The 26,362-nt window shown below is 31.6% G+C and carries 29 protein-coding genes; 15 read left to right on the top strand and 14 right to left on the bottom strand.

Annotated elements, in window-relative coordinates:
• Positions 1-26 precede the first annotated feature (26 nt).
• Positions 27-1,220, top strand: a complete 1,194-nt coding sequence (locus BUB70_RS01805; protein WP_073117973.1) for a murein hydrolase activator EnvC family protein — start codon at positions 27-29, stop codon at positions 1,218-1,220.
• A 72-nt stretch (positions 1,221-1,292) separates the two neighbouring features.
• Positions 1,293-1,628 carry a cupin domain-containing protein gene (locus BUB70_RS01800; RefSeq protein WP_073117972.1) on the top strand — a complete coding sequence of 112 codons (336 nt, stop codon included), beginning with the start codon at positions 1,293-1,295 and terminating at the stop codon, positions 1,626-1,628.
• Between the two features lie 30 nt (positions 1,629-1,658).
• Here the strand turns inward: BUB70_RS01800 and BUB70_RS01795 are convergent, their stop codons facing one another.
• Positions 1,659-2,168, bottom strand: coding sequence for an acyl-CoA thioesterase (locus BUB70_RS01795; protein WP_073117971.1), 510 nt, complete (start codon positions 2,166-2,168; stop codon positions 1,659-1,661).
• A gap of 42 nt (positions 2,169-2,210) precedes the next feature.
• On the bottom strand, positions 2,211-3,095 hold the full coding sequence (locus tag BUB70_RS01790; protein WP_073117970.1) for an HU domain-containing protein: 885 nt from the start codon (positions 3,093-3,095) through the stop codon (positions 2,211-2,213).
• 91 nt (positions 3,096-3,186) lie between these two features.
• On the opposite strand from BUB70_RS01790, the gene dprA reads away from it, so the two are divergent.
• On the top strand, positions 3,187-4,290 hold the full coding sequence (gene dprA, locus BUB70_RS01785; RefSeq protein WP_073117969.1) for a DNA-processing protein DprA: 1,104 nt from the start codon (positions 3,187-3,189) through the stop codon (positions 4,288-4,290).
• Here the strand turns inward: dprA and BUB70_RS01780 are convergent.
• From BUB70_RS01780 to BUB70_RS01770, 3 genes are read right to left on the bottom strand one after another with little or no spacing between them, the layout of a single operon-like run.
• Positions 4,287-5,150, bottom strand: coding sequence for a DMT family transporter (locus tag BUB70_RS01780; RefSeq protein ID WP_073117968.1), 864 nt, complete (start codon positions 5,148-5,150; stop codon positions 4,287-4,289). The genes dprA and BUB70_RS01780 overlap by 4 nt on opposite strands.
• Before the next feature lie 5 nt (positions 5,151-5,155).
• Positions 5,156-5,590, bottom strand: coding sequence for a dUTP diphosphatase (dut, locus tag BUB70_RS01775; protein WP_073117967.1), 435 nt, complete (start codon positions 5,588-5,590; stop codon positions 5,156-5,158).
• 31 nt (positions 5,591-5,621) lie between these two features.
• On the bottom strand, positions 5,622-7,067 hold the full coding sequence (locus BUB70_RS01770) for a lipopolysaccharide biosynthesis protein (RefSeq protein ID WP_073117966.1): 1,446 nt from the start codon (positions 7,065-7,067) through the stop codon (positions 5,622-5,624).
• 90 nt (positions 7,068-7,157) lie between these two features.
• Between BUB70_RS01770 and BUB70_RS01765 the strand changes: the two genes are divergently transcribed.
• Genes BUB70_RS01765 through BUB70_RS01755 form a run of 3 tightly spaced genes read left to right on the top strand, consistent with a single transcriptional unit; the run spans position 7,158 to position 9,066 of the window.
• On the top strand, positions 7,158-7,865 hold the full coding sequence (locus BUB70_RS01765; RefSeq protein WP_159431404.1) for a DUF6973 domain-containing protein: 708 nt from the start codon (positions 7,158-7,160) through the stop codon (positions 7,863-7,865).
• Entirely contained in the window at positions 7,862-8,287 is a 426-nt protein-coding gene (locus BUB70_RS01760; protein WP_073117964.1) for a hypothetical protein, read from the top strand. Before BUB70_RS01765 ends, BUB70_RS01760 begins: the two co-directional genes overlap by 4 nt.
• Positions 8,288-8,304: 17 nt before the next feature.
• Positions 8,305-9,066: a lysophospholipid acyltransferase family protein gene (locus tag BUB70_RS01755; RefSeq protein ID WP_084730136.1), complete on the top strand. Its 762-nt coding sequence runs from the start codon at positions 8,305-8,307 to the stop codon at positions 9,064-9,066.
• On the opposite strand, the gene BUB70_RS01750 is transcribed toward BUB70_RS01755, so the two are convergent.
• Both BUB70_RS01750 and BUB70_RS01745 read right to left on the bottom strand, forming a co-directional pair.
• A complete protein-coding gene (locus BUB70_RS01750) occupies positions 9,056-9,829 on the bottom strand; it encodes an amidohydrolase (protein WP_073117963.1) in 774 nt (257 codons plus the stop codon). The genes BUB70_RS01755 and BUB70_RS01750 overlap by 11 nt on opposite strands.
• Entirely contained in the window at positions 9,814-10,956 is a 1,143-nt protein-coding gene (locus tag BUB70_RS01745) for a methionine aminotransferase (protein ID WP_073117962.1), read from the bottom strand. The genes BUB70_RS01750 and BUB70_RS01745 overlap by 16 nt, the downstream gene beginning before the upstream one ends.
• Before the next feature lie 119 nt (positions 10,957-11,075).
• On the opposite strand from BUB70_RS01745, the gene BUB70_RS01740 reads away from it, so the two are divergent.
• Positions 11,076-12,071 (top strand): NAD(P)H-dependent glycerol-3-phosphate dehydrogenase, encoded by a 996-nt coding sequence (locus tag BUB70_RS01740; protein ID WP_073117961.1) that lies wholly within the window; start codon positions 11,076-11,078, stop codon positions 12,069-12,071.
• A gap of 60 nt (positions 12,072-12,131) precedes the next feature.
• Here BUB70_RS01740 and BUB70_RS01735 read toward each other — a convergent pair whose 3' ends face one another.
• From BUB70_RS01735 to BUB70_RS01720, 4 genes are all read right to left on the bottom strand, one after another.
• A complete protein-coding gene (locus BUB70_RS01735) occupies positions 12,132-12,533 on the bottom strand; it encodes a hypothetical protein (RefSeq protein ID WP_073117960.1) in 402 nt (133 codons plus the stop codon).
• A 68-nt stretch (positions 12,534-12,601) separates the two neighbouring features.
• Complete coding sequence (pheS, locus tag BUB70_RS01730) at positions 12,602-13,621, bottom strand: phenylalanine--tRNA ligase subunit alpha (protein WP_073117959.1); 1,020 nt, start codon at positions 13,619-13,621, stop codon at positions 12,602-12,604.
• 90 nt (positions 13,622-13,711) lie between these two features.
• Complete coding sequence (locus BUB70_RS01725; protein ID WP_073117958.1) at positions 13,712-14,263, bottom strand: YceI family protein; 552 nt, start codon at positions 14,261-14,263, stop codon at positions 13,712-13,714.
• Between the two features lie 2 nt (positions 14,264-14,265).
• Positions 14,266-14,610, bottom strand: coding sequence for a hypothetical protein (locus BUB70_RS01720; RefSeq protein WP_073117957.1), 345 nt, complete (start codon positions 14,608-14,610; stop codon positions 14,266-14,268).
• 74 nt (positions 14,611-14,684) lie between these two features.
• Between BUB70_RS01720 and BUB70_RS01715 the strand changes: the two genes are divergently transcribed.
• The 4 genes from BUB70_RS01715 to BUB70_RS01700 all read left to right on the top strand — a co-directional run bounded on the left by BUB70_RS01715 (position 14,685) and on the right by BUB70_RS01700 (position 18,600).
• On the top strand, positions 14,685-15,560 hold the full coding sequence (locus tag BUB70_RS01715; protein ID WP_073117956.1) for a DUF5777 family beta-barrel protein: 876 nt from the start codon (positions 14,685-14,687) through the stop codon (positions 15,558-15,560).
• 64 nt (positions 15,561-15,624) lie between these two features.
• A complete protein-coding gene (gdhA, locus tag BUB70_RS01710) occupies positions 15,625-16,968 on the top strand; it encodes an NADP-specific glutamate dehydrogenase (protein ID WP_073117955.1) in 1,344 nt (447 codons plus the stop codon).
• A gap of 94 nt (positions 16,969-17,062) precedes the next feature.
• A complete protein-coding gene (dinB, locus tag BUB70_RS01705; RefSeq protein ID WP_073117954.1) occupies positions 17,063-18,154 on the top strand; it encodes a DNA polymerase IV in 1,092 nt (363 codons plus the stop codon).
• On the top strand, positions 18,151-18,600 hold the full coding sequence (locus BUB70_RS01700) for a hypothetical protein (protein WP_073117953.1): 450 nt from the start codon (positions 18,151-18,153) through the stop codon (positions 18,598-18,600). The genes dinB and BUB70_RS01700 overlap by 4 nt, the downstream gene beginning before the upstream one ends.
• A 109-nt stretch (positions 18,601-18,709) precedes the next feature.
• On the opposite strand, the gene BUB70_RS01695 is transcribed toward BUB70_RS01700, so the two are convergent.
• Together BUB70_RS01695 and BUB70_RS01690 are read right to left on the bottom strand one after the other, a co-directional pair.
• Complete coding sequence (locus BUB70_RS01695; RefSeq protein WP_073118570.1) at positions 18,710-20,047, bottom strand: DEAD/DEAH box helicase; 1,338 nt, start codon at positions 20,045-20,047, stop codon at positions 18,710-18,712.
• A 66-nt stretch (positions 20,048-20,113) separates the two neighbouring features.
• Positions 20,114-20,770, bottom strand: coding sequence for a hypothetical protein (locus tag BUB70_RS01690; RefSeq protein ID WP_073117952.1), 657 nt, complete (start codon positions 20,768-20,770; stop codon positions 20,114-20,116).
• 139 nt (positions 20,771-20,909) lie between these two features.
• Here BUB70_RS01690 and clpP point away from each other — a divergent pair, with 139 nt between their 5' ends.
• Positions 20,910-21,569, top strand: coding sequence for an ATP-dependent Clp endopeptidase proteolytic subunit ClpP (gene clpP, locus BUB70_RS01685; protein WP_073117951.1), 660 nt, complete (start codon positions 20,910-20,912; stop codon positions 21,567-21,569).
• Between the two features lie 92 nt (positions 21,570-21,661).
• Entirely contained in the window at positions 21,662-22,894 is a 1,233-nt protein-coding gene (clpX, locus tag BUB70_RS01680; RefSeq protein WP_073117950.1) for an ATP-dependent Clp protease ATP-binding subunit ClpX, read from the top strand.
• A 91-nt stretch (positions 22,895-22,985) separates the two neighbouring features.
• Here the strand turns inward: clpX and BUB70_RS01675 are convergent, their stop codons facing one another.
• A complete protein-coding gene (locus BUB70_RS01675) occupies positions 22,986-23,417 on the bottom strand; it encodes a VOC family protein (RefSeq protein ID WP_073117949.1) in 432 nt (143 codons plus the stop codon).
• Positions 23,418-23,653: 236 nt separating this feature from the next.
• Here BUB70_RS01675 and dnaG point away from each other — a divergent pair, with 236 nt between their 5' ends.
• Positions 23,654-25,741, top strand: a complete 2,088-nt coding sequence (dnaG, locus tag BUB70_RS01670; protein ID WP_073118568.1) for a DNA primase — start codon at positions 23,654-23,656, stop codon at positions 25,739-25,741.
• Between the two features lie 72 nt (positions 25,742-25,813).
• A complete protein-coding gene (locus BUB70_RS01665; RefSeq protein ID WP_073117948.1) occupies positions 25,814-26,332 on the top strand; it encodes a mechanosensitive ion channel domain-containing protein in 519 nt (172 codons plus the stop codon).
• Positions 26,333-26,362: the final 30 nt, after the last annotated feature.

Below are 26,362 nucleotides of genomic sequence, written 5' to 3'. Positions count from 1 at the left end.
TCTTATTTCTTTGTGCATTTTTTTTAATGTTTACTGTTTCCTTTGGACAAACAGCTAAACAAAAAGAATTAGAAAAAAAACGTACCGAACTACAGCAAGAAATTGTTAGGGTTAATAAACTCTTGTTTCAAAATCAAAAAAAAGAAGAAAACCTTTTGGGGTATTTGAATGATTTAAACAAAAAAATTCAAGTCCGATCTGATTTAATTAAAGCCATTACTGCCGAAGCTAATTTTTTAAAAGGAGAAATTAATAAGAACGAAAAACAGAAAAAAGCCTTAGAAAAAGAACTAAAGGTTTTAAAAGAAGATTATGCCGAAATGATTTTAAAATCATATAAAAGCAAATCAGAACAAAGCAAATTGATGTTTTTATTGTCTTCAGAAGATTTTTTTCAAGGATATAAGCGTTTTCGTTATATGCAGCAATATGCAGATTTTAGAAGAAAACAAGGAGATACTATTGTGGCTAAAACAGAAAAAGTGGAAGCTTTAACAAGAAAACTTCAATTTCAGAAAAAGCAAAAAGATGCTTTAGCTAAAAGTAATAGACAAGAGGCAGATAAAATTAAATCAGAAAAAGAAGCTCAAGTAGCTTTGATGAAAAAAATCAAAACAAAAGAGAAGTTATATCTAGCAGAAATTAGAAGAAAACAAGCTGAAGAAAAAAAGATTGATGCTGAAATTGAAAGAGTTATTAAAGAGGCTATTGCTGCTTCTAGAGCAGGAAAAAATAAGACGAATACAAAAGTAGACGTCAATGCAAAAACATCTGGGTTTGCTTTAACGCCAGAAGGAAAAGCTTTGGCAAATCGTTTTGAAGAAAATAGAGGAAAGTTACCTTGGCCGGTTGCTGAAGGAATTATTACTAGAAACTATGGAGTAGTACCTCATCCTACTCTAAAAGGGATTGTTATTGATAGTAAAGGGATTCATATTACTACAAAAAAGAATGCTACTGCAAGAGCAGTTTTTAAAGGTAAGGTTTTGGCTATACAGTCTGTAAGTGGTCGTTATGCTGTTTATGTGCAACATGGTAATTATATATCATTGTACAATAACCTAGATAGAGTATATGTAAGTAAAGGACAAGAAGTAAGTTTAAAACAACCTTTAGGTGTGGTGTTTACAGATAAAGTAACAGGAGATACAGAGCTTAAATTTCAGATTTGGAAAGATTCTCAAAAACAAAATCCTATTTATTGGTTAGCAAGAATGTAAACAATATGACCTAGATCATGTTTTGTTTTCGGAAAATATCTTTATTTTAATGGAAACTTAAAATTAAAAAACATGAAAGTAATCTCTTTGTTAAAAGATATAGAATACAAGACAAAACCTTCTTTAACGGTTTTATTTGAAACCGAATTTTCTAAAGAAATTAGAATTGTAATGAAGAAAGGTCAAGAGATTAAAAAACATAAAACCGAGCATCCTATTATTGTTTCTATTTTTGATGGGAGTATAGAGTTTAGTGTAAAAGATGAAAAGGTGAAAATGAAAAAAGGAGATATGATTTCTTTAGATGCTAATGTTCCTCATGGTCTTTTATGTACCAACGATACTATTGTTAGACTTTCTATTTCTAAACAAGACACCATTAAGCGTATAGAAGATTTATTGTTCTAAAAATCAGAAAATATTGTTTTAAATAGCGTTTTATTCAAACAAAGATTTTAATTCAGTAGCATCTTTAGGTTTTAGTTTCCCTGCAACTACTAAGCTTAATTGTCTGCGTTGTAATGCATTTTGATAGCGTTGTTTTTCTAAATCTGTTTCAGGAATGATTTCTGGGACAGGTATAGGTTTTCCGTTATTGTCTACAGCTACAAAAGTGTATATCGCTTCGTTTACTTTGGTTTTTTCTCCTGAGTCTCTGTTTTCTAAATAAACATCAGCAATAACTTCCATAGATGAAGAAAAAGAACGTGAAACTTTTGCTTCAATGGTCATCATACTTCCTAAAGGGATTACTTTACCAAAAGATACATTGTTAACAGATACGGTTACACAAATGGCATTGGCATGTCTTTGTGCTGCAATACAGCAAATTCTATCAACACGAGCTAATAATTCTCCTCCAAACAAACCGTGAAGGGCATTGGTGTCACTAGGTAAAATAATATCAGTGGTAATGGCTAAAGAAGCCGATGATGTTTTAGCTTTCATAAAATTTCAATAAAACTTATGTTTAAAGATAAGGTTTATTGTTTATTCATTTATAAATAGCCAAGCGTGTTTGTTATCTTTTTTACGAATAGAATTTAGAGTGTTAATAGCATCTCTTTTATCGTTAAAAGAAGCATAACTCACTTGTGTCAATCCCCATTTGTTTAGTCCAATAATGCTTGCATTAAATCCTTTTTCTTTAAGTAAATCTACTTTTTTAATAGCATTTATAGGTTCTTTAAAAGCTCCTGCTATAATGTGGTATTTATAAGAAATTTCTTCAGCAGCTTCTTTTTCAATAGTTAAAGTTACTGCTGGCAAAGGTTTTAAAATATTAAAGGAAGCTTGCTGTATTTGATTGGTAACTGCTTGTTGATCTACAATTTCTTGTTGATTTATTTTTTGTTGTACATATATGCTACTTGCAAAAAACAAACCTGCAACAACGGCAGCAGTCGCAAAATATTTACCGTAAGATCTTTTTACTTGGGTTTTATGGGTAACAATGTTGTTTCTTAAAATGTAATTAGCGTTTACATCACTCAACCCAAAAGAACTTGTTAAATAGTTTATTTTGTTTAGTGGTTCAAAAACCAATTGTCCATTATCTAAAGTAAATTGTCCAATATTGTTTAATAACAAAGGGCTTTCATGTAGATTATTTAGCCAATTTTCTACAGTGTTTTGCACCATTGCAGCTGCATTATCAAAAGAAATATTCAATGATTTAGCGATGTGATTAATTAATAAACCATCATTTTTTTGAAGATTTATGTTAAAAGAAATTGTTTTGGTAGGAGGTGTAAATTGATGATTTTCAATATTTCTCTTACTAGGAATGGTGTTGCTTACAAACCCTCCAAAGTTAGGAACGATTACACATTCGTACCTGTATAATAAATCGCTAATGTATTTTGATAACTGCATATAACAAAAATATTAAAAAAATGAACAGTGTCAATACTTAGCAAGCCTTTTTTAAAAGAAACATTTTTGTATCTTTTTGTAAAAATTGAAAATGAATTTTAAGGAACTCATGTATGCTTTGGCTTTGCAAGAAACCAAAGGAGTGGGGGCTGTTACGGCTAAAAAATTAATTACTATTTATGGAAGTGCTGTTCAGTTATTTGAAGCCCATCAACAAAACAGAATTGAAAATGAAGTAAATGCAAAATTGTTTCATCAGTTGTTTTCAAAAGCCTCTTTGTTAAATGCAGAAAAGGAATTAAATAGGGCTATTTCTAATGGTTTAAAATGCTTGTATTTTAAAGAAAAAGATTACCCTGCATATTTGTTGCATTGTGCCGATGCTCCTTTGATTCTGTTTCAAGATGGTGGGAGTAACTTTAATCAATACAATAAAATTATTAGCATAGTAGGAACTAGAAATATGTCTAGTTATGGTCGTCGATTTTGTACAGATTTGATTGCTGCTGTAAAAGAATATCAACCTTTAATTGTTAGTGGATTTGCTTTTGGGGTAGATATTTGTGCACATTTAGAAGCTTTAAAAAATAATTTACCAACCACAGCTGTTTTAGCACATGGCTATGGAAAAGTGTATCCTAATGAACATAAAAGATTTTACCAAGAAGTGAAAGAAAGTGGTGGTTTTTTGTCTGAATTCACCTATGATGAACAACCTTTAAGGGAGAATTTTTTAAAAAGAAATAGAATTGTGGCGGGGATGAGTCAAGCGACTATTGTGATAGAATCTGCCAAAAAGGGCGGTTCTTTGGTTACGGCAGATATTGCTAATTCTTATAACAAAGATGTGTTTGCTTTGCCTGGAAGAACTTCCGATGTTTACAGTAAAGGTTGTAATGAATTGATTAAAAATCACAAAGCAGCGATGATAACTTCTGGGGAAGATTTAATTGAACAGTTGGGTTGGAAAAAATTGATAATTAAAGAGTCTAAAATAGTACAACCCGAATTGTTTGTTGAATTGGAAGGGGGCGAAAAAGAAATTTATGATTTGTTAGCTGTAAATGCCATGCATGCTGATGAAATAGCTAGAACCAGTAATATTCCTATTTACAAAGTATCAAACTTTATTTTTCAATTAGAAATGAAAGGCTTGATTCAGGTATTACCCGGAAAACTGATTAAGAGAGTTTAGTCTTTACTCGTAATAAAACTTTCTAAAACTACTGCTGATACAATAATAATACCTCCAGTAACGGTTGAAATAGTTGGGATTTCATTTAAAAATATAAATGCCAATAAACTACCGTATAAAGGTTGTACACAGCTTAGCAAAGAGGCACTGGTGGCAGAAAAGTTTTTAAAATTACTTACCAAGTAAGTATGTCCTACTGCTGTGGTAAAAGCTCCCAATATTAATAAATGAGGTAATTGAGAAGTATAGTTTTGGATATTAAAATCAACAAATGCAAAAACAGGTAATAACATCACAACAATCAATCCTGTTTGGTAAAACATCAATTTGGTTGCATTGTGATTGGCTACTAAAGATTTCATTAAAATATTTCTGATAGCATAAAAAATGGCAGAAACAACACCAAAGCCAATTCCCAAGCTCGTATTGTTTTCAATACTAAATTCAGGTGTTAAAATGTATAAACCTAATAAAACAATCAATCCTAAAAATAAATGTTTTGGATTAAAGGTTGTTGTTCGGATCAAAGGCTCTAATAAAGTTGTGAAGATAGGATAGGTAAATAATGAAATAATTCCCAACCCTGCTCCAGCCAATTGTAAGGCATAAAAGTAAGTAATCCAATGGGCAGCTTGTAAAAATGCAGATAAAGTAAAAATGCCTCCTTCTTTAGCAACATTAAAATGCAAGCTAATTTTTTTGAACTTAATGAATATAAAAAGAGCAATAAATGCAAACAAACATCTTGACCAAATAGTAATGGCAGGAGCTAACGAAATGTAGTTTCCAAAGGGTGCAGCAGTTGCTATAATTAGTAAAGCTAAATTTAACTCAAGAATGTTTTTAAGTTGATTTTTCATCTAAATTATTTAGTTCCCGTACTACCAAATCCACCTGTTCCTCTTTGGGTACTGTCTAATTCTTCAACTTCTACCCATTCAGCTTGTTCATGTTTTGCAATTACTAATTGAGCAATACGCTCTCCATCGGTCACTTCAAAAACATCATTTGATAAGTTGACTAAAATTACTCCTATTTCTCCACGATAATCTGCATCAACTGTTCCAGGTGAATTTAATACAGTAATTCCTTTTTTTGCGGCCAAGCCACTTCTAGGCCTTACTTGTGCTTCGTATCCTTGTGGTAAAGCAATAAATAATCCTGTTTTTATGATAGCACGTTCTAATGGTTTTAAGAAAATACTTTCCTCTATGTTGGCTTTTAAATCTAAACCAGCTGCTCCACTAGTTTCATATTGAGGTAAGTCGTGTTTAGACTTGTTGATGATTTGTACTTTCATAAAGAATAGAATTTAAGGCAAAAGTACGGCCTTATTTAGACTTTAAAAACCTTTGTTTGATAAAATCTCGTTCAATGAAAATAACCAATAACAATGTAGTTAGTAATAAAAGAGAGTTTAAAATAAATTGTCCTCTGAGTGCATAAAAGGATATAAAACAAAGTCCTGTAATTAATAAAAATAAACCTAATATTTTAGAAACCTCATAAGGTGTTTTGTAATGTTTTTGTCCGTAAATATATGAAGTAGTCATCATGGTACCGTAGACAAAAAAGGTAACCCATGCAGCTCCCATATATCCAAAAATCGGCACAAAAATTAGCAATCCTATAATGGTTAACACTCCTCCTAAAATAGAAAAATACATTCCGTATTTGGTTTGATTGGTGTTTTTATACCAAACAGACAAGTTGTTGTAAATCCCTAATAAAAGATTGGCTAATAATATGATTGGAACGATGGCTAAAGTTTCAAAATATTCAGGTTTTTTAAGTAAAAGACTTGCAAAAAAATCGATATAAGCAACAATGGTTAAAACAATAAAAGCTCCCAATACGGTAAACCATTTTAAAACAATAGCATAAGTTTCACGGGCATTTTCTTTGTGCGATACATTAAAGAAAAAAGGTTCTGCCCCTAGTTTAAATGCCATGATAAATAAAGACATAAATACGCCTAATTTATAAGCTCCTGCATAAGCTCCAGCAATGCTTTCGTTTAAGAATCTTGGTAAAATAAGCTTGTCTAAATTTTCGTTGGTTACATAAGCCAAACCTGCAACTAAGATAGGCCATCCGTAGGTTAGCATTTTTTTTAGTAATGAAAAATCTAACTTCAGTTTAAAATTTAAAAACATGGGTAATACCATCAAAAAAGTAAATCCACTAGCAAATAAATTGGCTAAAAAGATATAGCCCACTTTTGACGAGGTTGTATACCAACCAAAAATAGCTGTGATTTTTTCTTGTGATAAAATCAATAAAAATAAAACATTAAGAATGGCATAAATAGAAATGTTTAAAACTCTAAATAATGCGTAATTAATGGCTTTGTTTTTTACTCTTAGATAAGCAAACGGAATTACCGTTAGCGTGTCAAATAACAAAATTCCTACAAGTGTTTTAAAGTGGATGATTTCCTCAAAACCCAAAAGAGGAGCTATTTGATTTGATAATAAGAATAATGGAATTAATGTTAAAAACGCAACCAATGCTACCGTACAAAAAGAAGTGCTTAATACTTTATTTCTGTCTTTTTCGGAGTTGAAAAACCTAAAAAAGGTAGTTTCCATTCCAAAGGTTAATAATACATTAAAATAGGCAGCCCATACATAAAACTCTGTGTTTACGTTAAATTGCTGGGTGCTTGCTAGCGTTTTGGTGTGAAGCCCTAGTAAAAAAACATTTACTGCTTTGGGTAAAACAGCTGCAAGTCCGTATATAAAGGTGTTTTTTAAAAAGGATTTAAGTGTGCTCAAATTAAATAAGATATAGCACAAATATATTCTATTTTTGTAGATGTAAATAAAAGAGACTATCAATAAAGAAATAATTAACCGAACATTACTATGAAAAGTATCATTATAAGAAAACGAGTGCTCGTGTTTCTTTTTTTTATAGGAGCTTATACTTTTAACACTGTTAATGCTCAAGCAGCTAAAGGATATAAAAAGTTGAGTTCTGCAGAAAAATGCTGGGTTATTTTTCATCCTTTTAAAGCCAAAAGAGCTTACAGAGTTTCTAAGGAAGTAGAACAAACCATAGATTCAATTTTAAATATAGGGGTGATGGGAAATCATCATGTAGGAAATCAGTTAGATGCCTTTAAACATGCTTTTTGGATGTGGAGTTTGGCTGAAGAAATTGGTTGGCGCTCTGCAAGAAGTTTAGGAAAACAACATGAAAAAGGGAATTATGAGTTTTATAAAAAACACAAACTAGAAGATGGAGTGCTGCCAGATAAAATAAGTTCTGAAATGGATTTATATAATAACAGTGTTGGTTTGACTTTGTATAAAGAACATAAAAAAGAAGACTTGTCTAAAAGAGAGCGAATTGAAATAGTAAGACAAGCGGTCATTGATGGAAAAATGAAAATGATCTATCAAACAAAGAACCGACAATATATAGATAGTTTAGGACAGATTATTCCGAAAGAAGAACATTATGGTTTGTGGGAAAACAGAAAATGTTTGGTGCCTTCAAGAGCTGAATATTTAATGGTAGATAATAAATCTAAATACTTAAATTTGTCAGATCAAAAAATAAATAGATGAGAACAGTACATTCAATTTTAGCAGCATTTGCATTGATTGCCATTGCCATGGTTGTGTTTAATGCAGTAATGAGTTTAAAAAGAGAAGAAAAATTTAAGGCAGGAGATCGTAAATTAGGATTGATTGCTTTAATTTTAACGCATACACAGTTTTTAGTAGGTTTAATTACTTATTATGTTTCTCCTTGGTATGAAACTTTAAGAAATGTTGGTATGGGAAATGCCATGAAAAATGCAGAGTTAAGATTGATGAGTGTTGAACATCCATTAACTATGATTATAGCCATTGCATTGATTACTGTTGGATGGTCTCGTCATAAAAAATTAACTGATGACAAAGCTAAATTTAAATCGTTTGCTATTTTCTATGGGTTAGGATTGATTTTAATTTTAGCTAGAATTCCTTGGTCTCATTGGTTTTAATTAAATAATTACATCTTATGGCTAAGCATAAAAAAATGCCTTTAGGTAAAAGCCTATTGGCTTATCCTTTATCGGTATTGTTTTATTTAGTTTATGGACTTTTATTATGTGTTTTTCATCCAATACAATGGGTTTCATTAAAGGTGGGGGGGTATACTGCACATAAAAAAGTGGTAGATGTCTTAAATGGATTGTTAACAGCCTCTTTATATATTTTAGGGACAAGGGTAAAGTTTATTAATCAATATAATTTTGATAATACGGTTCCAAATATCATTGTGTCTAATCATCAAAGTACGCATGAGATTCCTCCGCTAGGATATTTTTTCAGAAAATTACATCCCAAATTTGTTGCAAAAAAAGAGCTTGGTAAAGGTTTGCCAAGTGTTTCTTTTAATTTAAAGCATGGAGGGTCTGCTTTAATTGATAGAAAAGATGCAAGACAAGCATTGTCCGAAATAGGGAAATTTGCCAAATATTTAAAAGCCAATAATAGAGCTGGAATTATTTTTCCAGAAGGAACCCGTAGTAGAGATGGACAACCTAAAAGATTTTCTGAAAATGGGTTAAAAATCTTAACCAAGTTTGCTCCAAATGCTGTGGTCATTCCAGTAAGTATTAATAACTCCTGGAAATTATGGGAATACGGGCAGTTTCCCATGAATATTGGGGTAAAAATGACTATACAAACGCACGAGCCCATAAAAGCAGCAGACAAATCTTTTGAGGAGTTGTTTGCTGAGGTTGAGCAAAAAGTAAAGAGCAAGATTAATCTTTAAACTTAAACTCATCTTTATCTTCTAAGAATTTAAACTTGTCTCTTACTTTTTCTAAATGATTTATTTTTAGGCTAATTTGTCTAACCGTTTTAGATTCTTTTAAGTCAATTAAAGTTTCTCCTAAAGGGTCTATTACTTTTGAATCTCCGTGGTATTTTATTTCATTACCATCAACTCCAATTCTGTTTACAGCTACCACATAACTCATGTTTTCTATGGCTCTTGCTGTTAATAGGCTGTTCCATGCAAAGGATCTGTTGGCAGGCCAGTTGGCAACATATAAAGCCAAATCATAATGATTAGTATTACGAGACCAAACAGGAAAACGCAAATCGTAACAAACAAAAGGTTTTATTTTCCATCCTTTATAATGGATGGTGGTTAATTTTTTTCCGGGCGTGTAAACTTCATCTTCTTTACCAAAAGTAAATAAGTGCTTTTTGTCATAAGTAGCTTCAATTCCGTTGGGAGTTACAAATAAAAAACGATTGTAATATTTGTTTTTTTCTTGAATGCTTAACGATCCACAAACAGCACAATTTAATCTTTTAGAAGTTTTTAACATCCATAATACTGAAAGGCCATCCATGGTTTCTGCTATTTTAGAAGGTTCCATGCAAAAACCAGTTGAAAACATTTCCGGTAAAACAATAATATCAGTTTTGATATTGTTTAATTGTTTGTCTAAATTTTCAAGATTGGTTAAGTTGTTCATCCAAATATTATCGGTTTGAACAAGTGTGAGGTTTAATGAATCTGACATAATATTTCTGTTGCTTTGTGAATGGTTTCGTCTGTTTTGGCAAAACAAAAACGCAATACTTTTTCGTCTAGTTGGTTGGTGTTAAATACGGATATAGGAATGGTGGCAATTTTAAATTCTTTTACCAATCTTTTAGCAAATTCAACATCATTTTCTTCTGTGATTTTATTGTATTTTAATAGTTGAAAATAAGTTCCTTTACAAGGAGTGTAGCTAAAATTACTATTTTCAATTCCTTTTAAAAACAAATCTCTTTTGTTTTGATAAAATTGGTTTAGGTAATTGTAGTTATTTTCATCTTGTATAAAGATAGCAAATGCTTTTTGATATGGCGTATTGATACTAAATACATTAAACTCGTGTACTTTTACAAATTCATCCATTAAATGTTTTGGAGCCGCTGCATAGCCCATTTTCCATCCAGTATTGTGAAAGGTTTTTCCAAAAGAGGCAATAACAAAACTCTGCTCTTTTAAAATAGGATATTTACAAGCACTTTGGTGTGTAAGTCCATCATAAGTCATGTGTTCGTAAACCTCATCACTTATCACAATAATATCAGTATTTTTTATGATGTTCTGTAAAGCCAGCATATCACTTTTATCAAACAGAGTTCCTGTTGGATTAAGAGGGGTATTGATAATAATCATTCTTGTTTTAGTACTGATTTTATCGGCTACTTCTTCCCAATTGACTTTGTAATTAGGGTAGTTTAGTTGAATGAAAATAGGCACACCGCCATTTAATCTTACTACAGGTTCATAACTATCAAAAGCAGGTTTAAAAATAATCACTTCATCATCTTTGTGAACAAATGCAGTAATGGCATTAAACAAAGCCTCAGTAGCTCCGGCGGTAATGGTAATTTCGTTTGTAGCGTCGTATTTGGTTTGATAGCTTTTAAATATTTTATGAGCAATCACTTCTCTTAATTCTAAATCTCCACGCATAGGAGCATATTGATTGTATCCTTTTTGCATGGCCTCTGTAACCAATTGCTGTAATTTTTCTGAGGTTTTAAAATTAGGAAATCCCTGAGATAAATTAATAGCATTATGCTTATTTGCTAGAGCAGACATGGTAGAAAAAATACTTTCTGATAGCTTTGGTAATTTAGAGATATGCATAAATATATTTTGTTTTAACTAGCATAAAAATAAGGATTGATTTGTGATTTATATTCATTTAACCTTTTAATTACGTAGATAAATCTTACTTTTGAGTGAATTAAAAATGATATGTTTTAATGAAGAAAGATACAAAGGTAGTTGTTTTAGGAGGTGGTAGTTGGGCAACAGCTATTGTTAAAATGTTGTGTGAAAAAGTAGATCAGGTAGGTTGGTATATGCGTAATACAGCTGCTATTGAGTATATTAAGGAGCATAATCATAATCCTAACTATTTAACTTCTGTTGAGTTTAAAACGAGTCAACTTTTATTATCTGATGATATTAATGAGCTTGTTGAATATGCAGAAATCATCATTTTTGCTATTCCATCTGCTTTTTTAAATACAGAACTTTCAAAATTAACCGTTTCTTTAAAAGATAAAATGGTGTTTTCGGCTATTAAAGGAATTGTTCCTGAAACGGGAATGATTGTAGGGGAGCATTTAAATGAGACTTATGAAATTCCTTTTGAAAACATAGGAGTAATTGCAGGGCCGTGTCATGCTGAAGAGGTTGCTTTAGAACGCTTGTCTTATTTAACCATTGCTTGTCAAGATGAAGAAAAAGCAAAATGTTTGGCAGATTGTTTAACGTCTGATTATATTTTTTGTAAAACCTCTGATGATATTATTGGAACCGAATATGCTGCCATGTTAAAAAACATTTATGCCATTGCGGCGGGTATTGCTCATGGTTTAGGATATGGAGATAATTACCAAGCAGTGTTAATGTCTAATGCCATTAGAGAAATGAAGCGTTACATTAAAAAGGTACACAAGATGAAACGTAATATTAATAACTCTGCTTATTTAGGAGATTTGTTGGTTACCGGATATTCAACATTTAGTAGGAACAGAATGTTTGGAAATATGATTGGTAAAGGCTATACCGTAAAATCTGCCATGATGGAAATGAAAATGGTTGCTGAAGGATATTATGCTGTAAAATCTGCTTATGAAATCAATCAGGTAAATGGAGCCAAAACACCGATCATTGATACTGTTTATAGTGTTATTTACGAAGGGAAAAGTCCTAGAAAACACTTTAAGATATTGTCTGAAAATTTAGACTAAAACAAAAACGCCATCTTTTTAAAGATGGTGTTTTTGTTTTATTTAGGTTACTTGTAAAGCTTATTTAGCAATAATACCTTCTTTATTTAGTTGCTTAATTACTCGTAAAGCCCCTTCTTTAATAGTATTTTTTTCAAATACATATTTTTTATCATACATGGTGTTTCCTATAAAAAATGTGGTGTTAAAAAAGTTGGTTAACTTAAATAAATCTGGTTGTATCAATTCTACTTTTGCAAAAGATTTGGCCGGTAATTTATTAATGGTTTTACGCATTACAGAAGTTTCAATCATTTTGTCTTCATCGTATCCTTTAGAAACAATAATGGCCATTTCTAAATCTTCTTCTTTATCGTTCACCAAATAAATGTTCCAGTCCTCACATTGAAACTCATCGTTGTATTCTTTTACAACGGCCATAAAAACGTCCTTGATTTCTGGAATATTGATGTCTTTTTTCATGTTGTAAATAAGGTATAAAGTAAAAAGTTGTAAAGATTTAGCTTTACAACTTTTTAGAAAATAATATTTTAGTTAATAGATTTAAATTGCTCTAAGAAACGAACATCGTTTTCATAAAACATTCTAATATCTGGAATTTGATATAACAGCATCGCAATACGTTCTATACCCATTCCAAAAGCGTAACCACTATATTTTGTAGGATCTATATTGGCATTTTTTAATACATTAGGATCAACCATTCCACATCCCATAATTTCTAACCAACCTGTTCCTTTGGTAATTTTATAGTCGGTTTCCGTTTCTAATCCCCAGTAAATATCTACTTCGGCACTTGGCTCTGTAAATGGGAAATAAGAAGGGCGTAAACGTATTTTAGATTTTCCAAACATTTCTTGAGTAAAGTACAAAAGTGTTTGTTTTAAATCGGCAAAAGAAACATCAGTGTCAATATACAAACCTTCTACTTGGTGGAAAATACAGTGAGCACGAGCAGAAATATCTTCATTTCTAAAAACCCTACCCGGAGATAAAGTTCTAATTGGTGGCTCATTATTTTCCATATATCTTGTTTGTACAGATGAAGTATGAGTACGTAATAAAATATCTGGATTTTGTTCAATAAAGAACGTGTCTTGCATATCTCTTGCCGGATGATATTCTGGTAAGTTTAAAGCGGTAAAGTTGTGCCAGTCATCTTCAATTTCAGGACCTTCAGAAACCGTAAAACCAATTCTAGAAAACACATCAATAATTTGATTTTTAACAATAGATATTGGATGACGAGAACCCAAAGACATAGGCTCCGCAGGTCTGGTTAAATCGTTTAAACTACTAGTGTTTAAATTTGCTTCTTCTAAACTGGCTCTTAATTCATTTACTTTTCCTTCAGCAGCATTTTTAAATGTGTTTAATGCTTGTCCAAATTCTTTTTTCTGATCGTTAGCTACATTTTTAAATTCGGCAAAAAGGTCGTTTAATATTCCTTTTTTACCCATGTATTTAATTCTAAATGCTTCAAGTTCCTCTTTAGTAGTGGCCTTAAAATCATTTACTTCCCCAATCAGTTCTTTAACTTTATCTAACATAATTGCTATTCAGAAATTAGATTGCAAATTTAACAAACTATTTGGAGTAATGTGATATTTGTAAAGACTTTTACAAAGTTGTAAAAACTATTATAATTCTTTTAATTCGGCCGTTAAATTTACATTCACTTTTTCGGCAATTTTGTAGAACATAATACTAGGTATCTTTATTTTATAATCTTTAAGTTCTAGTATAAAAGTACTTTTAATAACGTAGTTGTTGTTTTGCTTTAAAAGCTTGATTTTTGTTGTTTTGGTTTGAGTATTGCCATGTATTTTAAAAGTTCCTTTAACCCATACTGTTTTTTCTGATGAAAAATCAGTCTTGCTAAAATTATCTATTTTACCGGTGAAGGTGGCCTTAGGATATTTATCACTTTCTATATAATTTTCGTTAAAATGCTCTTGCATTAATTTATTAGGAAAGGAAAAGTCAGACATGTTCATGCTACAAGCAATTTCACCTGTATCACTGTTTAATATGATTTTTACCTTTTCATTCTCAGCATTAATGGGTTCAATCTTGTTTTTACCTGCATCAAATTTAATGTTGGCTATGTCTGTTTTGTATAAATTTTTTTGTCCATAAAAAAGTGTAGTACCTAACAGAAATGTTAATATGTATAAAAATGTATTTTTCATTATTATTCTAGTTTTCCATCAGTAATCCATTTGTCAAATTTAGCTCTGGTAGCTGCAGGTAGTAAACCAGATTGCGGCATTGGAGCCGATGCACTGTTCATTCTAGACTGCATAGAGCTTGCATGGTCTCTTACAAGTTCATAAGTGTTATAGCTTGTTGGAGCGGCATTGGTTGTAGGGTTGTTGTGACATTGTAGACAATTATTATCAATAATAGGTTTGATGTCTTTGGTGTACGTTAGTTTTACAGTTGGATCTGTTTCTTTTTCTGTAAAATCAGATTCACTATCATTAGCGCAATTGACAAAAAAGATGGATAAAAAACCTATTAAAAATATTTTCTTCATGATTTAGTTATTTTAAATTTAAGATTTAGTAGTTTAATACTAGCTTAAATTACACATAATTAAATTTATATTCAATGAATAAGTATTTCTTTTTAGTCTTTTTACTATTATGTAATGTTTCTATATTCTCTCAAAGTAATTTGTTAGACATGATTGATGATGACACAGATGAAGCATCAACTGAAGTTAGTTCAACTTTTAAAAGTTATAAGTTAGTCAATTTTGAAACTCCAAAATTAGTTCCTAAAAATCATCTAAATTTTATTGTAGCTCATAGATTTGGAAGCGTTAAAAATGGAATAGAAGATTTATTTGGATTAGATATTGCCTCTACTCGTTTACAATTTGTGTATGGTTTATCTGATAAAATCAACCTTAGTTTTTCAAGGAGTAAATTTAGAAGAACGTATGATTTTGGAGCAAAGTATCATATCATCAATCAAAAAAAGAATGGATTTCCGTTCACCATAGCAGGTCATCATTTATTAGGGATAGACACTTCTTTGGATGAGAATTTATTACCAGGGATAAGATTTGCAAACAGACTAAGAAGTACTCATCAATTAATTATGGCAAGTAAAATTAACGATAAACTTTCTGTTGAATTTGTGCCAACTATTTTACATGATGGTTTGGTTGAATTGGAAGAACAAGATAATTTGCAATATGCTTTAGGTTTTGGAGGACGATATTTATTTACCAAAAGAATGGGGATTGTGGTAGATTATGGTTTGCATTTAAATAGAGCAAGTACAAGTCCGTATAAAAATGTTTTTTCCATAGGTTATGAAATAGAAACCGGAGGACATGTTTTTCAGCTACACTTTAGTAATGCTCAAGGAATGTACGAGAATGCTTTTATAACACAAGCAGCGGGTGACTGGTCTAAAAGAGATTTCTTTTTTGGATTTAATATTAACCGAATATTTAATTTAAAATCAAAAAAATAAAATACCGAGTTGGTATGTTTATTGTTTTTGATTGTAACAGATAACTAGATTTTAAAAGAAAAAAATGGATAAAAGAGTAAAAGAATTTATGGACGATATAAAAATTCGTAACGCTCATGAGCCCGAATTTTTGCAAGCAGTTCAAGAAGTTGCAGAAACAGTTGTTCCATATATATCTGAGCATGATATTTATGCTGGGAAAAAAATATTATCAAGAATTGTAGAGCCAGAAAGATTGATATCATTCAGAGTTTGTTGGGTTGATGATGATGGAGAAGTTCAAATAAATAGAGGATATAGAGTGCAAATGAATTCTGCAATTGGACCCTATAAAGGAGGATTGAGATTTCATCCTACGGTAAACCAAAGTGTGTTAAAGTTTTTAGCGTTTGAGCAAGTATTTAAAAATTCTTTAACTACGTTACCAATGGGTGGTGGTAAAGGAGGTTCAGACTTTGATCCTAAGGGAAAATCAGATGATGAAATTATGCGTTTTTGTCACGCTTTTATGTCTGAATTGTTTAGACATATTGGTCATGATACCGATGTTCCAGCGGGAGATATTGGAGTGGGAGCACGTGAAGTTGGATTCTTGTTTGGAATGTATAAAAAACTAAGAAACGAATTTACAGGAGTTCTTACTGGTAAAGGATTGTCTTGGGGAGGTTCACAAATTAGACCAGAAGCTACAGGATATGGAGCGGTTTATTTTGCAGATTCTATGTTAAAAACAAAGGATCAAACTATTAAAGGGAAAACAATTTTAATCTCAGGTTCAGGAAATGTGGCAGAGTATGCTGCCGAAAAATGTATTCAACTAGGAGGAAAGGTGGTTACGATGTCCGATTCTTCAGGGTATATTTATGATAAAGATGGAATAGATCAGGTTAAGTTAGACTTTATCAAAGATTTAAAAAATGTAAAAAGAGGAAGGATATCAGAATATATAGATGCTTATCCATCCGCAGTATTTTATAAAGGAAAAACACCTTGGTCAGAAAAATGCGATATCGCTTTTCCTTGTGCTACTCAAAACGAATTGCATGAAGAAGATGCTAAAAATTTAGTAAACAATGGTTGTATGTGTGTAACTGAAGGAGCTAATATGCCATGTACTATAGAGGCTGTAGCTGTTTTTCACAAAGCAAAAATATTATTTGCCCCAGGGAAGGCTTCTAATGCTGGTGGGGTGGCAACTTCTGGGTTAGAAATGACTCAAAATGCTTTACGTTACAAATGGACTCGTACAGAAGTTGATGAAAAATTAAAAGATATTATGAAAGATATTCATGCTTCATGCGTACAATATGGGACAGATGAAGATGGTTATATAAACTATGTAAAAGGAGCGAATATTGCAGGGTTTGTAAAAGTAGCAGATGCTATGCTTGCCCAAGGAGTTATTTAAATAATTTAAAATAAAATGAAAAGCCCTGTCATTTTTTGATAGGGCTTTTTTAGTTTTAAGATGTTTATTTTTGTTTTACTCACTTTAGTACATATTGGAAGAATCAGTTTTTATCGTTCGTAAAATTATTCATGTGGATATGGATGCTTTTTTTGCTTCAGTGGCTCAGTTAGACAATCCTGAGTTGCGAGGAAAAGCAATTGCTGTTGGTGGTGATGGTAGAAGAGGGGTGATTGCAGCTGCGAGTTACGAGGCTAGAAAATTTGGAGTAAAATCTGCCATGGCAGGTTCATTGGCTAAAAAAATGTGTCCTGATTTAATTTTTGTTCGTTCTGATTTTGTAAGATATAAGGAGGTGTCGAATCAAGTAAGAGAAATTTTTTATGAGTATACAGATTTGGTAGAGCCTTTATCTTTAGATGAAGCTTATTTAGATGTGACCATTAATAAAAAAGGAATGCAATCGGCTACAATGATTGCACAAGAAATTAGAGATGAAATTTTTAAGAGAACAGGTTTATGTGCCTCAGCAGGAATTGCTCCTAATAAATTTGTAGCAAAAATTGCTTCGGATGTAAATAAGCCTAATGGACAAAAAACCATTACTCCTGATGAGGTAGTTCCCTTTTTAGAGACTTTGCAGATTCGTAAGTTTTATGGGGTAGGAAAAGTAACTACTCAAAAAATGTATCAATTAGGGATTTTTACTGGAGCAGATTTAAAGAGTAAAAGTTTAGCGTTTTTAGAGCAGCATTTTAAAAGTGCTGCTCAGCATTATTACAATATTGTAAGGGGTATTCACAATAGTCCTGTTCGTGCATCAAGAACAAGAAAATCGGTAGGGGCAGAACATACTTATTTAGAAAATTTAACTTCAGAAATTTTTATTTTAGAAAAGTTAGAAATTATAGCTAATGAAATAGAAAATAGGTTGTTAAAAAGTAATGTAAAAGGAAGGACAATTACATTAAAAATAAAATATAGTGATTTTACTCAAACGACAAGAAGCAAAACGTTAGAAGAATTTATCCATTTGAAAACGGATATTTTTCCTGTTGTGAAAGAACTTTTATATCAAGAAGAATTAAAAGAATCGGTAAGGTTGTTAGGAATTTCTATCAATAATTTAAATAATGAAGAGCCTAAAACGGTAAAACAATACATTCAACTAAAATTAGATTTATGAAAGTGAATAAGGAGGAATTATTGAAGAGATGTGTTCAGTTAATTGACGATAAATTAGAAAATATTCAACAAGCAATTAATGGTTATCAGCAAGATTTAAATTCAGAAACCAAAAGCTCTGCAGGTGATAAACACGAAACCGGTAGGGCAATGTTACAGTTAGAAATGGAAAAATTGGGACAACAATATCAAACGGTGTTGTCTCAAAAAAATATGTTGCGAAAAATAGAAATATCTCCTAAAACCAAAGCTCAAATTGGGAGCTTGGTTTTAGCCAATGGATTTTATTATTTTTTAGCCTCAAGTATTGGACAAGTAAAATATGAAGAAAAAACCTTTATGGTCATTTCCATCAACTCTCCTATTGGTCAATTATTGATAGGAAAACAAAAAGATGATTGTTTTGTGTTTAACGGAAAACAATTAAAAATAGATGAGGTTTTTTAATAGTGTTTTTTCATCTCGACTCCGCTCGATGACCTCGGTTTTTAAATAAAACTATTTACTTGTTGATGTGTTTAATTGTTGAATAGATTTTTTAATCAGTAACCATTTCCTATTTCTTAGGTCTCCTACGTTGAGGTTTTTTATACTTTTTGGCAATCATTCTACGGTAACTTCCTCCTAAATTCACTTTTTTGTTTTTTTCTGATTTCTCATGAAAAGCAGGTCCAGGAGCAAATTCTTTAGATCCTAATTTTTGATAAGGAGTAATGTCTTCAATTTCTACTTCCTCTTCTAATAATTTACTTTCAATAAAAATCTCTTCGGGTAAATTATATTTAGGAATTTCATAATCCATTAAAGCTTCGATAGCTTCAACCATTTCATTGTCTTTTTCAGTAATAAAAGACAAGGCAAAACCTTCGTTACTAGCACGACCAGTTCTACCAATACGGTGCATATAAGCTTCAGGTTCTTTTGGTAAATCAAAATTGATTACATGTGTTACGTCTGGAATGTCCATTCCTCTAGACAATACATCGGTAGTAATTAAAACTCGGTGCTTTCCAGCTTTGAAGTTTTCTACAGAACGCAAACGATAATTTTGTGTTTTGTTAGAGTGAATTAAAGCAAAAGAATCTTCTGGATATTCTGCCATTCCCTGAATTTCGTTAAAAACCAGATCGGCTAAATATTTATGTTTGATGAATACCAAGACACGAGTCATGTCTTCATCATCTTGTAATAAATGGTTTAATAAATTTATTTTGGTATAGAAGTTTGGCACTACAAAGGCCATTTGATCTATGTTTTCTAAACGAGTTCCCGATGCTGCAGACTCTACATTAATAGGATTGTTAAAAAAATCTTCAATCAATTCAGAAACTTCATCGGTCATAGTTGCAGAAAACAAAATGGCTTGTTTCTTTTTAGGAACCAAATCAATAATATCAATCAATTGCAATCTAAAACCAAGGTTAAAAATTTCATCAACTTCATCAATCACTAATTTCTGAATAAACTTAAGTTTTAAAGCTCCAGCCATTCCTAAATCAATCACACGTCTTGGTGTAGATACCAAAATATCTAAGCCGTTGTGAATCATTTCTTTTTGTTTGTTGATGTTTGCTCCACCATAAATTCCACCATAGCGAACGTTTAGGTAAGGAGTTAATTTATCTAAAGCATCAATTACCTGTACAACCAATTCACGAGTAGGAACTACAATTAAAACTCTAGGGTGCTTTTGTTCAGAATACGGTAACATGCGCAAAATAGGCATTAGGTAAGCAAAAGTTTTACCAGTTCCTGTTTGTGCAATACCAACAACATCTCTACCAGACATGATACAAGGAAAAGCATCTTCCTGTATTTTTGTAGGTTCGGTGTATCCCAAGTCGCTAATAGCGTTGCGAAGTTGGTTGTTAAGGTTTAAATTTTCAAAAGACATAATTCCTAAATTTCTAGCTGCAAAGATAGGCAAACAAGAATAAGGAAATTGCTTAAAAAGAAGAGGTTATTTTTCTTTCTTCCAATTTTTGTTTAATTCGTCTTGCAATTTACGGCTTACTTCTTGAAAACGCTTTAAAGAATTCTTTTTGTGTTTTTCAAATTCAATTTCCAAACTGTTTAGATCATCAACAGCTTTGTTTGTAATTCCAAGGTTTTGCTTGTATTTAAATATAAAGAAACCTAGTAAAATAAATAAGGTAATATAGGTAACAGCAATTACGGTAGAAAAAATGGTTTTGCTAGTAGGCATTCCTAAAATAGATCTACTTTCTTTAAGAGAGATTGCTGTTTCTAATTTGTTTTGAGTGTCAGTTAATTTTTCTTGTAAAGATGTTATCTGTTGTTTGTTGTCTGTGATAACCCCATTTTTTTCAGCAATAATGTTTTTTTGAGACTGAATAGAATCCAAAACACTACTTTTTAAAGTATTGTATAAAGAAATACTAATCACTTTGTATTCTTGATAAGTAGTAGATTTTTTGTATAAATAATCAAATTGAAGACCAATATTTTCTTTTGCCTCAAAAGGATTCTCTAATTTGTTGCTTTTAGGTTGTGGAGTGTTTGTTTGCGTTATTTTACTGATAGTCTCTATTTTATACTCTTTTGCAAAGCTGGTGGTAAGTGTAAGTAGTAGAAAAAGGGTAGTTATATGTTTCATAAAAATATTAATTCAAGTGCTAATGTAACGCTAAAGTACTAAAATCATTGTTTATAATAAATAATGAAGGATTTTCCAGACTATTTAATTCAACTTTACTTTAGTATATTTACCTTTGTAACCCTTAAGAAAAGAACATATGGATTTCGGAAAAGAATTTGAAAAATACGCTACTAAGCATCACGGTATTAGTAGTACACATTACGATAAAATAGTAAGTTCAGTAACCCCATATATTATGGAAGAACGTCAGTTAAACATTACACAAATGGATGTTTTCTCTCGTTTAATGATGGATAGAATTATTTTTTTAGGAACAGGAATTAACGATCAGGTAGCCAATATCATTCAAGCGCAATTGTTGTTTTTAGAATCTGTAGATGCTTCTAAAGACATTTCAATTTATATCAATTCTCCAGGTGGAGGTGTTTATGCAGGTTTAGGTATATATGATACCATGCAATTCATCAAACCAGATGTAGCAACTATTTGTACCGGTATGGCGGCAAGTATGGGAGCTGTGTTGATGTGTGCAGGAGCAGCAGGAAAACGTTCTGCATTACCGCATTCACGTGTCATGATTCACCAACCATTAGGAGGTGCACAAGGACAAGCTACTGATATGGAAATTACCGTTAGAGAGATTAACAAATTAAAGCAAGAATTATATACCATTATTGCCAATCATTCGGGACAACCTTTTGATAAAGTTTCTCAAGATTCTGATAGAGATTACTGGATGAAAGCTGATGAAGCAAAAGCTTACGGAATGGTAGATGAAATTCTAACAAGAAAATAAATTGGTTATTCGTTTTTAGGAGTTGGTTGTTGGTAAAGTAATTAAAACCTAGCAACCAAAAACTACAAACCATTAACCAAAAACCAGGAAAAATGTCAAAAGAAGGAATGGAGTGCTCGTTTTGTGGGCGTAAGAAGGAAGAAACAAACCTGTTAATTGCAGGGGTTGATGCACATATTTGTGATAGTTGTGTGTCTCAAGCTTATGGAATTTTATCAGAAGAAATAGAAGATGAGTCGGGTGGTAAAAACACCGATTTGGTGGTAAAAAAACCAAGAGAAATTAAAGAGTTTTTAGATCAATATATCATTGGTCAAGATCAAACTAAAAAAACCATGGCGGTTGCAGTGTATAATCATTACAAAAGGTTAACGCAGCCAGATACTTTAGACGAAGAAGTTGAGATAGAAAAAAGTAACATGGTTTTGGTAGGAGATACTGGAACAGGAAAAACATTAATTGCAAAAACCATTGCAAAAATGTTAAATGTGCCTTTTTCTATTGTTGATGCTACGGTGTTAACACAAGCAGGTTATGTAGGTGAGGATGTAGAAAGTATTTTAAGTCGTTTGTTGCAGGCAGCAGATTACGATGTAGAAAGTGCTGAGCGTGGAATTGTTTTTATTGATGAAATTGATAAAATTGCTCGCAAAGGAGACAATCCATCTATTACTCGCGATGTTTCTGGTGAAGGAGTGCAACAAGCTTTGTTAAAATTGTTAGAAGGAACGGTAGTGAATGTAGCTCCAAAAGGAGGACGTAAACACCCAGATCAAAAGTTTATTGAGGTAGATACTAAGAACATTTTATTCATTGCAGGTGGTGCTTTTGCAGGTATTCAACGTAATATTAGTAAGCGTTTGAATAGACAAGCAGTTGGTTTTGGTGCTTCTTTAAGTGAAGACAGGGTTGATGATAAAAACCTGTTACAATACATCATTCCTACAGATTTAAAAAACTTTGGATTGATTCCTGAAATTATTGGTCGTTTGCCAGTGTTGAGTTATATGAATCCATTAGATACTACAGCTTTGCGAGCTATTTTAACAGAGCCTAAAAACTCGTTAATCAAGCAATACACGAAGTTGTTCCAAATGGATGGAATTGAATTTACGGTAGATGATGAAGCTTTAGATTATATTGTAGAAAAAGCAATTGAGTATAAACTTGGAGCAAGAGGATTAAGATCTTTATGTGAAGCTATTTTTACTGATGCTATGTTTGACATGCCTAGTACCGATGAAACTTCTTTTGAGGTAACCAGAGAATATGCTGAAAGTAAATTAAGTAGCACGATGCTTAAACAATTAAAGCAAGCGTCTTAGTTAATTAACAATTACGAATTTTATAAAAAGCCTGATAAAGATTATTTTATCAGGCTTTTTGATTTAACGGCATTTTATTTTAAAAGGATGATTATTCTTTCAAAGCAAAATTTACCATCCAATTGATTCCAAATTTATCAGTAAACATTCCAAAATAATCTCCCCAGAAAGTATTATCCATAGGCATGGTTATTTGACCTCCAACAGATAGACTCTGAAATAATTTGTCTGCTTCTTCTTTACTTTCAGTGTGAATTGAAATAGAAAAATTATTTCCTTGAACAAAAGGAGGAGCCCAATCACCTTCAATAGTGTCACTACCCATTAAAAGTGTGTTTCCAATAGACAAACCAATATGCATAATTTTGTTTTTAAAAGATTCCGGTACTTCAAAACCACCGCCTTCAGGCATTTCGCTAAATCTTCCAACGTAGTTGAATTCTCCGCCAAATATGGATTTATAAAAATTAAAAGCTTCTTCACAATTTCCATTAAAATTTAAATAGGTGTTTACTGTTGCCATTTTATAAGGTTTTAAGTTTATGAAATAAGTATGTTATGTTTTTAAAGTGTTTGACTAAATGATAAAAATAAGTTTTTTATTGTCAAAAACAATTGATTTTTTAGGGTTTAGTTAGTTGGTTTTTAGTGTGTTGTTTGTTTTATTTGAGTCCTGTGATAATGCTTTCAAATCATCATATTTTGTTTTTTGTGTATGATGGAATTCTATACCTATATTTGTATAAAAATGAAAGTAAATTGATTTCAAGAGAAACCATAGATCGTGTTTTTGAAACTGCTCGAGTAGAGGAGGTGATAGGGGAATTTGTGACTTTAAAAAAATCTGGAAGTAGCTACAAAGGACTTTCTCCCTTTGTAGATGAAAAATCACCTTCTTTTATGGTGTCTCCAGTAAAAGGAATTTGGAAAGATTTTAGTACAGGTAAAGGAGGAAATGCTATTTCCTTCCTTATGGAACATGAGCATTATTCATATCCAGAAGCCATTCGTTATTTAGCGAATAAGTATAATATTATTATAGAAGAAACTGAACAATCTGACGAACAGAAAGAAGCGGCAGATGAACGTGAAAGTATGTACTTGGTTTCTAAATATGCGCAAGATTATTTTCATAAAACCATGCTCAATACCCAAAAAGTAAAGGCTATTGGGTTGAGTTATTTTAAAGAACGTGGTTTTACCAATGAAATGATTGAGACGTTTCAGCTTGGATATTGTTTAGATGAATGGACGGCTTTTACAGATTCGGCTTTAAAAGATGGATACGATTTACAATATTTGGAAAGCACAGGTCTAACTATTGTAAAAGAAGGAGGAAAACAGTTCGATCGATTTAAAGGTCGTGTGATGTTTCCAATTCACAGCATGAGTGGTCGTGTGCTGGGGTTTGGAGGTAGAATTTTAACCAATGATAAAAAAGCGGCTAAATATTTAAACTCTCCAGAGAGTGAAATTTATCATAAGAGTAAAATCTTATATGGAATATACCAAGCTAAGAAAACAATATCGAAAGAAGATAATTGTTATTTGGTAGAAGGATATACAGATGTAATTTCCATGTATCAAAGTGGAATTACCAACGTGGTGGCTTCTTCAGGAACCGCTTTAACACCAGATCAAATTCGTTTGGTAAAAAGGTTAACGCCAAATATGACCGTGCTTTTTGATGGTGATGCTGCAGGATTACGAGCTTCGGTTCGTGGTATTGATTTAATTCTTGAGCAAGGAATGAATGTAAAAGTGGTTACGTTTCCTGATGGAGATGACCCCGATTCTTTTGCTAAGAAAAAAACAACGGCGGAATTAAAAGAGTATTTAGAAAACAATCAACAAGATTTTATCAGTTTTAAAGTATCTCTTTTATTAGAAGAAGCGCAGAACGATCCTATTAAAAAAGCAGGATTGATTCGTGATATTGTGATGAGTATTTCTAAGATTCCAGATAGTATTAAACAAGAAGTTTATATTCAGGAGTGTTCCAGAATGATGGAAATTTCAGAAACGGTTTTGTTTAATGAGTTGGCTCAAATGTTAGACAAGCAGGCTAGAGATACAGAGAGAAAGCCTAGCACAACTCCTAGAATGACCATTGCTTCTTCTTCGAATAGAGCTAAGCCTGTTCAAAATACTTCTTCTGGAAATGATATGCCAGATGATGCTGCTTTTCAGGAAATGATGATGTCTCAAGAGAGTAGTACTAATGCTGTTCAAAGTGGAAAATCTAAACCAGGAGCTCTGTTGGCTCCAAAAGGAATTAATACTCTGGATTTATATGAACGTGAAATCATTCAGATTTTATTATTATATGGAAATCATGAGGTAAATTTTATAGATTGGATTGAAGATCATGATAGCAGAGGAAAAGTTGTGATGGTAAAAGAAGAGTATACCAATACGGTTGCCCATGAATTGTATTTACAGTTACAAGATGATGAAATTGAGTTTACCAATCCTTTATTCTTAAAGATTTATAAAGAAATTAGTTATCAAATCAATCAACAGGAAAAGTTAGCAGTAGAACGATTAACAAGTCACGAAGATTCAGAAATTGCTAGTGAAGTCACAAATATTTTAATGGATGATGAGCGTTATATATTAAGTGATTGGGCATCAAAAGAAATTGAAGTTGCCCAGAAAACAGATGTGCTACAAAAATTGGTTCAAGATGCAATTTTAAATTTAAGAAGGGTTTTAATTGAGTTGAAAGTGAAGGAGTTAATGCAGGAGGTTGCTGATGAAGAAAAGAGAGTAGAAGCTTTGCAAGATGTGATGAATTACACTCAATTAAAGACATTGTTGTTTGATAAATTACATCGAGTTCTCTAATTTATTAATTATAAAATAGCTAATTAAATTTTTCTTTTTTGGTATATCTTTACTGTAGTAAAAAATATAAAAATGGATTCTCATATTATTCTTAAGAAAGAGATATTATTAAGTATTATAGCGGGTGTTTTAATGATGGCGGTTATTTTTTTTATAAAAAATGCCATTCATAAATTTACATTTGTGAAATCAATAGATGCTAACAGACGAAAAATTATTGTCGTTTTAAGTTATTTAGTGATTTATGCGATTTTCGGAGCTATTTTCGCAATTATTTGGGGAGTAGATTCTAACCAACTTTCCATCTTTGTATCTTCTACTTTAGCTGTTTTAGGTGTTGGTTTTTTTGCTCAATGGTCTCTATTGTCAAATTTAACAGCTAGTGTTATTTTGTTTTTTAATCACCCAGTAAGAATAGGAAGTAGGATTAGAATTTTAGACAAAGATTTTGAGTTAACAGGGGAGGTAAAAGATATAACTGGTTTTTATTTTTTTATTGAGACAGATAAAGGAGAAACCATTACGTTTCCTAATTCTTTAATTATGCAAAAGGGGATTGAAATTTTAGAAGATAAAAAAGGATCTCTTTAGTTCTTTAAACTGAATTGCTAGTATATTAAT

The sequence above is a fragment of the Wenyingzhuangia marina genome (assembly GCF_900130035.1).
Classification (GTDB): domain Bacteria; phylum Bacteroidota; class Bacteroidia; order Flavobacteriales; family Flavobacteriaceae; genus Wenyingzhuangia; species Wenyingzhuangia marina.
The sequence above is the reverse complement of the archived record's forward strand: the minus strand, read 5'-3'. Positions and strand labels throughout refer to the sequence as shown.

Coding starts and splice junctions, on each gene's coding strand:
- BUB70_RS01805 (WP_073117973.1), top strand. CDS start 27: ATGTTTACTGTTTCCTTTGGACAAACAGCTAAACAAAAAGAATTAGAA.
- BUB70_RS01800 (WP_073117972.1), top strand. CDS start 1,293: ATGAAAGTAATCTCTTTGTTAAAAGATATAGAATACAAGACAAAACCT.
- BUB70_RS01795 (WP_073117971.1), bottom strand. CDS start 2,168: ATGAAAGCTAAAACATCATCGGCTTCTTTAGCCATTACCACTGATATT.
- BUB70_RS01790 (WP_073117970.1), bottom strand. CDS start 3,095: ATGCAGTTATCAAAATACATTAGCGATTTATTATACAGGTACGAATGT.
- dprA (WP_073117969.1), top strand. CDS start 3,187: ATGAATTTTAAGGAACTCATGTATGCTTTGGCTTTGCAAGAAACCAAA.
- BUB70_RS01780 (WP_073117968.1), bottom strand. CDS start 5,150: ATGAAAAATCAACTTAAAAACATTCTTGAGTTAAATTTAGCTTTACTA.
- dut (WP_073117967.1), bottom strand. CDS start 5,590: ATGAAAGTACAAATCATCAACAAGTCTAAACACGACTTACCTCAATAT.
- BUB70_RS01765 (WP_159431404.1), top strand. CDS start 7,158: ATGAAAAGTATCATTATAAGAAAACGAGTGCTCGTGTTTCTTTTTTTT.
- BUB70_RS01760 (WP_073117964.1), top strand. CDS start 7,862: ATGAGAACAGTACATTCAATTTTAGCAGCATTTGCATTGATTGCCATT.
- BUB70_RS01755 (WP_084730136.1), top strand. CDS start 8,305: ATGGCTAAGCATAAAAAAATGCCTTTAGGTAAAAGCCTATTGGCTTAT.
- BUB70_RS01750 (WP_073117963.1), bottom strand. CDS start 9,829: ATGTCAGATTCATTAAACCTCACACTTGTTCAAACCGATAATATTTGG.
- BUB70_RS01745 (WP_073117962.1), bottom strand. CDS start 10,956: ATGCATATCTCTAAATTACCAAAGCTATCAGAAAGTATTTTTTCTACC.
- BUB70_RS01740 (WP_073117961.1), top strand. CDS start 11,076: ATGAAGAAAGATACAAAGGTAGTTGTTTTAGGAGGTGGTAGTTGGGCA.
- BUB70_RS01735 (WP_073117960.1), bottom strand. CDS start 12,533: ATGAAAAAAGACATCAATATTCCAGAAATCAAGGACGTTTTTATGGCC.
- pheS (WP_073117959.1), bottom strand. CDS start 13,621: ATGTTAGATAAAGTTAAAGAACTGATTGGGGAAGTAAATGATTTTAAG.
- BUB70_RS01725 (WP_073117958.1), bottom strand. CDS start 14,263: ATGAAAAATACATTTTTATACATATTAACATTTCTGTTAGGTACTACA.
- BUB70_RS01720 (WP_073117957.1), bottom strand. CDS start 14,610: ATGAAGAAAATATTTTTAATAGGTTTTTTATCCATCTTTTTTGTCAAT.
- BUB70_RS01715 (WP_073117956.1), top strand. CDS start 14,685: ATGAATAAGTATTTCTTTTTAGTCTTTTTACTATTATGTAATGTTTCT.
- gdhA (WP_073117955.1), top strand. CDS start 15,625: ATGGATAAAAGAGTAAAAGAATTTATGGACGATATAAAAATTCGTAAC.
- BUB70_RS01700 (WP_073117953.1), top strand. CDS start 18,151: ATGAAAGTGAATAAGGAGGAATTATTGAAGAGATGTGTTCAGTTAATT.
- BUB70_RS01695 (WP_073118570.1), bottom strand. CDS start 20,047: ATGTCTTTTGAAAATTTAAACCTTAACAACCAACTTCGCAACGCTATT.
- BUB70_RS01690 (WP_073117952.1), bottom strand. CDS start 20,770: ATGAAACATATAACTACCCTTTTTCTACTACTTACACTTACCACCAGC.
- clpP (WP_073117951.1), top strand. CDS start 20,910: ATGGATTTCGGAAAAGAATTTGAAAAATACGCTACTAAGCATCACGGT.
- clpX (WP_073117950.1), top strand. CDS start 21,662: ATGTCAAAAGAAGGAATGGAGTGCTCGTTTTGTGGGCGTAAGAAGGAA.
- BUB70_RS01675 (WP_073117949.1), bottom strand. CDS start 23,417: ATGGCAACAGTAAACACCTATTTAAATTTTAATGGAAATTGTGAAGAA.
- BUB70_RS01665 (WP_073117948.1), top strand. CDS start 25,814: ATGGATTCTCATATTATTCTTAAGAAAGAGATATTATTAAGTATTATA.